At 47.1% G+C, this 1,047-nt stretch carries 1 protein-coding gene; it reads right to left on the bottom strand.

Features of this window, described 5'->3' with window-relative positions:
- Positions 1 to 183: 183 nt before the first annotated feature.
- Entirely contained in the window at positions 184 to 837 is a 654-nt protein-coding gene (locus tag EXE45_RS16885; RefSeq protein WP_137695015.1) for a hypothetical protein, read from the bottom strand.
- Between the last annotated feature and the right edge of the window lie 210 nt (positions 838 to 1,047).

Genomic DNA, 1,047 nt, shown 5'->3' with positions numbered 1-1,047 from the left:
CTGTACGAAGGCGAGTTCACGCTCCGAGAGGCGCAGGACGCGGCCGACGAGATTTAAGAATCGGAGCGCGGGTTCGTCGTCGACAACTTATAGCTGATCTACTGCGGACTGGACCGTTCTGGAACAATTCAAATATACGCTAATTTCTGCGTGTATTCACTAGTTCACTCGTCTGGCTAGCAGTTATTTGTTGGCGTCACTCTCCCCTAGTATTCGGGAAACTAGTAGCGGGATTGCTAGTAGTACAGCCACAGAAATACCAGGGTTTACCACACCAGTTGCCAGATTTCTCGAGATAATTTCCTGTTGCGCGTACCCGCTTGTCACAAACAACTGAACTCCCACAGCAATCACGAATAGTACTAGCGTAATGTTTGTATTTACACTTGAGAGTGCCTTAGCACGGTAGTCAGCTGGCATTCCGTTTTCATCGGGTGTTCCTTCCAATTCGGCAGCCATCATCGCCGGAGACCGTAGTGACGACACAAAGCCGTTGATTGTCGCAAGAGCGATGAATAGGATGCTGTAAACTCCAGGATCAAGTTGATGTAGAAGATCGAACGCGCCTACAAGCATAGCCGCCCAAACAAATATCTTGAATTTTGGCTCCTGTTCATAAGCTTGGAATAGAGCTATTTCAGCGAGAATTTTTGAGCGCTTGTCGATGTCGTAACGGGATTCTGTTTGTACACCTTGATCAAGGTGTGGAATGATCCATCTAATTCCGACTCGACCTTTCATAGAAATTCCAAATTGGTCGTAGAGTTCTTCACGGAGATCGTTCTCAGACTGCTCCTCTGAGGTAGTATGTTCTGTTTGTTTTGTCTCTTCTGGCATACTGTCTCGTAGTCGATAATACCAGAAAAAGGTCGTTCAGATCTAATAAAATCCAATAGTATTTCGCCGAAGTGGATCCACTTATAGAACGAAGCACAGGTCCACTCTGTCGGCCGTTTCGTTGTATCTCAAATAAGATCAAACTCTTGGGGATCATTCTGTCACACCCATCCTTGCGGATCGCCGGCGAACGGTACCAAAGCCCCAGCC

It is taken from the genome of Halorubrum sp. SP9, from assembly GCF_005435015.1.
Classification (GTDB): domain Archaea; phylum Halobacteriota; class Halobacteria; order Halobacteriales; family Haloferacaceae; genus Halorubrum; species Halorubrum sodomense.
The sequence above is the reverse complement of the archived record's forward strand: the minus strand, read 5'-3'. Positions and strand labels throughout refer to the sequence as shown.